Genomic DNA, 5,806 nt, shown 5'->3' on the forward strand with positions numbered 1-5,806 from the left:
AAAAAGCACTGGAACACGAGATGCTGATCACCGCCAGCATCAATGCCATCTACGCCGCCGCATACGAGGTCAGGGACTTCCGCACCATGCAGATGCTGGACTGGTTCATCAAGGAACAGGGCGAGGAGGAGAAGAACGCCGCTGACCTCATTACCAAGATGGATCTGTTCGGCGGTGACAGCAAGGGACTGTATATGCTAAACAGCGAGCTGAAGGCACGGGTCTACACCGCGCCCTCGCTGGTGCTGTAAGCCCCGCGTGTCTGCGGGCTTTCGCATCAGGCAAAAGGCAGACTACATACAGGTGGCCTGCCTTTTCTTCCACCAGACGGTTAGAAAAGACTAACTGTGTATAAAACAGAAAGGACTTCAGAACTTGAACACGGAAAAGGAGATCGAAACCGTTACCCTCATGGTGCGCCGGTATTGTTGTGGCGTGCATTGGACAAGGGGCGAGGCGCTTTGTCCGGCGTGCAATGCACTGCTGGAATACGCCTGAGAGCGGCGGGACAGGTGCCTGCACGGGAAAATTTAGTGGCACTTTGAATCCTTTCCGAGAGGCACAATGCGGCAAAAAATAAAGAAGAGATAAGGGCAACGGCTATGAAAGAACGAAAGACCTTCTGGGACAAAAATGCCGGTCGTTACGACCGCTTTATGCGAAAGGATCGGGCGGCATACGAAGAGATGTATAAGCTGATCCGGCCGGTGGTGAAAGCCAAAACGGTGCTGGAGCTGGCGACCGGCACGGGACTGATTGCAAAGCACATTGTGAACGCGGTAGCGCACATCGAGGCGACGGATGCCTCCGCGGAGATGATTACCGAGGCCAAGCGTGATAAACACTCTGCCAAGCTGCACTTTTCCGTGCAGGATATGTTCCGCCTGCCCTATGCGGATGAGTCCTTTGATGTGGTGATCGTGTCCAATGCGCTGCACATCGTGCCGCAGCCGGAAAAAGCCCTGCAAGAAATCAAGCGGGTGCTGAAAGAGGACGGCGTGCTCATTGCGCCGACCTTCACCCACGCGGGGAACTCGTTTTCCGGCAAGGTCAAGGCATTTTTCATGAAGCTGGCGGGCTTCCCTCTCCACAGCAGATGGACGAGCGAGGAATACCTGCGTTTCCTGCGGCAAAACGACTGGACGGTGCGGAAAAGCGCTGTCCTGAAAGCCTCGTTCCCATTAACCTATGCCGAATGTGTGAAATCGGAGGGATAAGATACAATCAAGCCATACAAGAGATACGAGGGAGGCAAGGAACATGTACGATATCTGTCTTACCGTTTCAGCATGGTGTATCATCGGCCTATTGGGTGTTCTGTTTATAAGATCATTGAGATTCCGAGAGTTTCATCAAGAGAAAATTATCCCTTGGCTCGTGGGGATTGCTATGATTTTCTTCCTGATAGCACTCATGTTTAACTAGAACTGAAAGCAGTTGAATACGGCCTGAAAGGCCGCATTGTTGTGGCAAACCTGCTACAGGGAGAAGGAACGTCAGAAGCGCGCAGCGCGGCCCTCGGTTTAGGCGAACCGTTCTGGATACAATAAAACATATAATAAATAAGCAACGCCCGCCGGGAAATCTCCCGGCGGGCGCTGCTGTATTCAGAGGAACGTTATTTTTCTTGCCTTACTTTGCGGCATCCACCAGCACACCAACGTAGCCGGCAGTATCCACCAGCGTGGCACCGGAAACGGCGTCCACAGCCTTTTCATCTTTGCTCAGAGCCTCGGCGTCGGCAATGCTCATGCCGTTCACGTGGTTCTGGATGGCGTCGTAGTTGGCATCCAGCGAAACGGTGGAACCAGCCTTTTCGGCCATCATCTTGCTGTAGTAATCGGCGTTGACCCGCTTGGACATCAGCACCTTGCCCTCGGCGTAGCCTGCGCCGAAGTCGGAATCGGAGTTGGGCACACCGACGACCCCGGCGTCCGAACCGGCAAACTGGAACTCGTCAATGTAGCTCAGCACGATGGTGTCCCCGGCGGTGGCGACAGCGCCGGAGGTGAAGCATTTGGTGCCGTGTGCGGCCCCATAGACCACATTCAGCTTCAGGTCCTCGGAGCTGCCGTTGAACTCCACGGCCTGCGTGGTCTGGGCATTTTTGGCGGCATCCACGATGGCGGAGAGATAACCGGCGGTATCCACCAGCGTTGCGCCGGAGACGGCGTCCACAGCCTCGGCACCTTTGGCGGCCACATCCTCCAGCTCGGAGATGGTCTTGCCGACAGCAAAGTTCTGGATGGCGTCGAAGTTTGCATCCAGAGCGACCGTGGAGCCGCCCTTTTCGGCCATCATCTTGCTGTAATAATCAGCGTTGGCCCGCTTGGACATCAGAACCTTGCCCTCGGCGTAGCCTGCGGCAAAGTCGGAGTCGGAGTTGGGCACGGCGGTCACGCCTGCATCGGCGCTGGTGAACTGGAAATCGTCGAGGTAGGCGGCGAGGATGACGTCATCCTTCACCACAGCCACCGCTTCGGTGAAGCACTTGGTGCCGTGGGCGGCAGCATAGGCCTGACCGATCTGGATGCCGCCTTCCACCGGGACGATGGCGGCGGGCTCAGCGGGGGCTGCGGCAGCAGAGTCGGCGGGGGCCTCTTCGGCCAGCTCCACACCCAGTGCGGCGGCAACAGCCTTCCGGACAGCCTTGGTGGTCACCGTGGCACCGGCAACGCCGTCGATGGCGGGGCCGTTGGCGGCCACGACCTGCTTGGACAGCTCTTCCAGTGCAGCGCCGCCGATGCTCTCGGTCTCCTGTGCGCCTTCCAGCTTGCAGTCGGTAACGGTGCCGTTGGCATCCACGGTCAGGGTGGCGGTGACAGCACCGCCAAAGCCTTCGGCAGAGCCGGTCTTAGTCACACCAGCGGCGGTGGAGCTGCTGCTGCCGCCGCAGGCGGCCAGAGAGACGCCAACAACGAGGCTCATGGCCACGGCAGCGCTCAGTTTGCGGATGATCTCCTGTTTCATGGGTCTTTCCTCCAGAGAAAAATCGGTTTGTGTTCGGTCCCCAGAAAAGGTCATACCTTTTCAAGGATGTTTACAAAAGATAACATATTTTGTGAGGTGCTGTCAAGAGATTTTAGCACATACTTCGTGAAGAATGATAAATTGGTGTCAATTTGTGACGCTGACGGTATACGAAGCGAACGGACGGTCTACGCTGTTAGTAATTCCTGAATGGAAACCAAGCAGTTTTGCCACTTTCAGCCCCAGTTAGTACTTCAATATTACTATGTTTTGGAAATCGGCACAACCATATAACCGTCTTTGATGAAACTATTTTTGTTTCATCGATGACATTGTACCAGCAAGCAGTGCAGACGTATATACATCTGCTTATTTTGCGTTGCAAAACGCTTGTTGGGGAATGCCCCAAGCCCCTTTGATCTGCATTTTCCAATGCAGGCTGCGCATCCCTTCGGGACGCTTTTTACCCGGTGATGTGCTCTGAGTCGTTCAAAACTTGCATGAGGTGAGAAGCGGCTTCTGCAAGAGAATCGTACTTCATCTGTTCAGGAACAGGCGCATCCAGAAGCGTAATGCCCCATTTCTGCATACATTCCGCAAGCTCCTTCTGCGCCAGCAGTGCAGCCTCCCGGCGCATTTCCGGGGAAGTGTTTCTGTCCAGAACGTAGGCAGTATTAAATCTGCCGTTGCGATCTTCCGTCAACTGCACCATGGAGTAGTGTTCCTCCCAGTAGTGGCAGTACCAGACTCTGCCGCCGATGTTCGCCATGTCATGATGCAATTCTTCTTCGCTGCTCCATTGTGGAGTTTCGGACAAAATGCGCTCCAGTTCCGAAAGAGCCTGCTGTTCTTCGTCCGATAACTTCTGACGGTGACATTCACGGTATAGGTCGTTCTGCCAATACGGACTCAGCTTTCCATTCCGGGCATCTTCCATTGCTTCTTCGATATTGGGTAGGATTGTCATGTCGTTCACCTCAAACACTCACTGTTAGCGTTATATGCACGCTTATAGTGTTGATTATAGACTATTTGTGGGCAAAAAGAAAGAGCGTCAGCACGTTTGCTGGCGTTCTTTGACATAGGTGTTATTTTGTAATATAGGGAATGTTGTCGGTGTATGCATTCAGAATGTCAATGGCAGCTTTCTTCTGCCCCGGTGTGAGCTGGCTCAGCTTTCTGCTCAGTTCGTCATCTGCCACATGGGATGCGGATGGAACGGAATCCCGGATCAGCACATCAGCAGATACGTCCAACACCTCTACGATTCGGATAAAGGTTTCCAGTTTGGGGATTTTTACTCCGCGCTCTAAATCTCCAACATAATTTGCCGACAAATCGACCCGTTCTGCAAACTGTTCAATCGTCCAGCCTTTTTCCTTGCGCTGTTCTCGTATTCGTTGACCCAAAAGCGTATTCATAGCGACCTCACATTCTAATTGTGTTTGTTACACACCAATAGCATACCTGTCGCAATTTTTGTTATACACAATCCAATAGCGTTTACTCAACGCCATCTGGATACTTTTGGGACGAAAAATTTTTGTGCGTATCTTTGGTCAAAAAAGCAATGGTCTTTTGGAACGGTACATGGTACAATAGCAAACGTTGTGCCCCTTGGCACATGAACGAAGGTAAAAGGAGCTGCTGAACATGGATACGATCGATCTGCTGCCCGGTGAGGAACGTTGCGTTGATTTTCGAGATGCCAATGGAGTCCCGAAGGTACACTACACTTACTGTTCCATCCGTGGCAAACTTTTCAACTGCACCTGCTGCACAAAGGACGAAGCCCAGCGGCTGTGTGAAGATTGGCTTATAAAACAGGACCGCTGCTACATAAACTAAAAAAGCCGCCGAGGACGCTTCCCAAGTAGGAAAGCTCCTCGGCGGCATTCGTTTATCGAGTCTGGGTTTTCTCGGCGGTGTCCTTTTCCTCTGCAAAAAAACGTTCTACGTTTTTCTGCGCACGAACCAGTTCTTGCATCTCGTTCCGTGCCTTGCGGTAGTCCGGGTAAGCGGCTTTCTTCTTGGTCAGCAGTTCTGAGAACTCCGCATCCAACTCCTTGACCTTCGGCAGCTTTTGCAATCCTGCCTCGTCAAAGGCAGCCTTCGCCGCCTTGTGCAGAGTGATCTCCTCCCGGTGGGCATCCAAAAACTTTTTACTGTACCCAGACTTGCGGTAGGCATCATAGACCGGGCGGGTCTTGGCATAGTTGATGATGTGGGTTTTCAGGACGGCGATTTCTGTCAACCTCGCTTCTGCCGCCTTGATGGAATCGCCCATAGTATGATAGCGTTCCGTTGCCGCCGCTGCACGTTCCCGCAGTTCCTCGGCACTGCCGATTTTCTGCTCCTGTAAAAATAGCAGCGTCTTGGACATCTCCTTCAGGTTGAACTTGGTTGCCCACTTTTTGTAGCCAACGCTTTTACCCTCTGCCATTTTCCCCTGAATGTCCACCAGCAACTGGAAGGGCTGTTCTTTGGGCAGCGTTCTCTGGTACGGCTGATGTTTCGCTTTACCCTCCAGCACTGCCTTGATTTCTTCCTCACTGTACCCGGTGCCCAGAGTTTGGAATCGAATAAAGCGTTTCTGCCCCTTGCCCTTTACCGCCGTGTGCTTGCCACGCTTCGCCTTATATCCCTGCCGCTCCAGCTTTTGCAGAAAAACTTCAAAGTCCTTCGGCTTTTCCGCAAGAATGGTGTCGATGATTCCGCACAGGCGGTCACGGTTGCTCTCCTTTGGAGGATAGAGAACACGCTTCTGCCGCTCCCGGTAGGGCTTCTTTTCAATGACGGACAACTGGTGCTCTAAGCAAATCAGGTCACTCAACCG

General features: G+C 53.2%; 8 protein-coding genes. 3 read left to right on the forward strand and 5 right to left on the reverse strand.

Annotated elements, in window-relative coordinates; genetic code table 11:
* Both AAAU26_RS00545 and AAAU26_RS00550 read left to right on the forward strand, forming a co-directional pair.
* Positions 1 to 251, forward strand: a 251-nt coding sequence (locus tag AAAU26_RS00545; protein ID WP_349180865.1) for a ferritin, incomplete at its 5' end; no start/stop codon positions are given.
* A gap of 351 nt (positions 252 to 602) precedes the next feature.
* A complete protein-coding gene (locus AAAU26_RS00550) occupies positions 603 to 1,217 on the forward strand; it encodes a class I SAM-dependent methyltransferase (RefSeq protein ID WP_227619318.1) in 615 nt (204 codons plus the stop codon).
* A gap of 306 nt (positions 1,218 to 1,523) precedes the next feature.
* Here the strand turns inward: AAAU26_RS00550 and AAAU26_RS14500 are convergent, their stop codons facing one another.
* From AAAU26_RS14500 to AAAU26_RS00565, 4 genes are all read right to left on the reverse strand, one after another.
* A complete protein-coding gene (locus AAAU26_RS14500) occupies positions 1,524 to 1,607 on the reverse strand; it encodes a potassium-transporting ATPase subunit F (RefSeq protein ID WP_227619332.1) in 84 nt (27 codons plus the stop codon).
* A gap of 25 nt (positions 1,608 to 1,632) precedes the next feature.
* A complete protein-coding gene (locus AAAU26_RS00555; protein ID WP_005946369.1) occupies positions 1,633 to 2,970 on the reverse strand; it encodes an FMN-binding protein in 1,338 nt (445 codons plus the stop codon).
* Positions 2,971 to 3,433: 463 nt separating this feature from the next.
* Positions 3,434 to 3,946: a hypothetical protein gene (locus AAAU26_RS00560; RefSeq protein WP_227619317.1), complete on the reverse strand. Its 513-nt coding sequence runs from the start codon at positions 3,944 to 3,946 to the stop codon at positions 3,434 to 3,436.
* Positions 3,947 to 4,058: 112 nt separating this feature from the next.
* Positions 4,059 to 4,391, reverse strand: a complete 333-nt coding sequence (locus AAAU26_RS00565; RefSeq protein WP_005921759.1) for a helix-turn-helix domain-containing protein — start codon at positions 4,389 to 4,391, stop codon at positions 4,059 to 4,061.
* A gap of 232 nt (positions 4,392 to 4,623) precedes the next feature.
* Between AAAU26_RS00565 and AAAU26_RS00570 the strand changes: the two genes are divergently transcribed.
* Entirely contained in the window at positions 4,624 to 4,818 is a 195-nt protein-coding gene (locus tag AAAU26_RS00570; protein WP_227619316.1) for a DUF3873 family protein, read from the forward strand.
* A 52-nt stretch (positions 4,819 to 4,870) separates the two neighbouring features.
* On the opposite strand, the gene AAAU26_RS00575 is transcribed toward AAAU26_RS00570, so the two are convergent.
* On the reverse strand, positions 4,871 to 5,806 hold a 936-nt coding region (locus tag AAAU26_RS00575; protein ID WP_349180866.1), incomplete at its 5' end, for a relaxase family protein.

It is taken from the genome of Faecalibacterium longum (assembly GCF_040094125.1).
In the GTDB taxonomy this organism is placed as follows: domain Bacteria; phylum Bacillota; class Clostridia; order Oscillospirales; family Ruminococcaceae; genus Faecalibacterium; species Faecalibacterium longum.

Bases quoted from the DNA above. Each gene is read 5' to 3' on its own strand.
- AAAU26_RS00570 (WP_227619316.1), top strand. From the start codon at position 4,624: ATGGATACGATCGATCTGCTGCCCGGTGAGGAACGTTGCGTTGATTTT.
- AAAU26_RS00565 (WP_005921759.1), bottom strand. From the start codon at position 4,391: ATGAATACGCTTTTGGGTCAACGAATACGAGAACAGCGCAAGGAAAAA.
- AAAU26_RS00555 (WP_005946369.1), bottom strand. From the start codon at position 2,970: ATGAAACAGGAGATCATCCGCAAACTGAGCGCTGCCGTGGCCATGAGC.
- AAAU26_RS00550 (WP_227619318.1), top strand. From the start codon at position 603: ATGAAAGAACGAAAGACCTTCTGGGACAAAAATGCCGGTCGTTACGAC.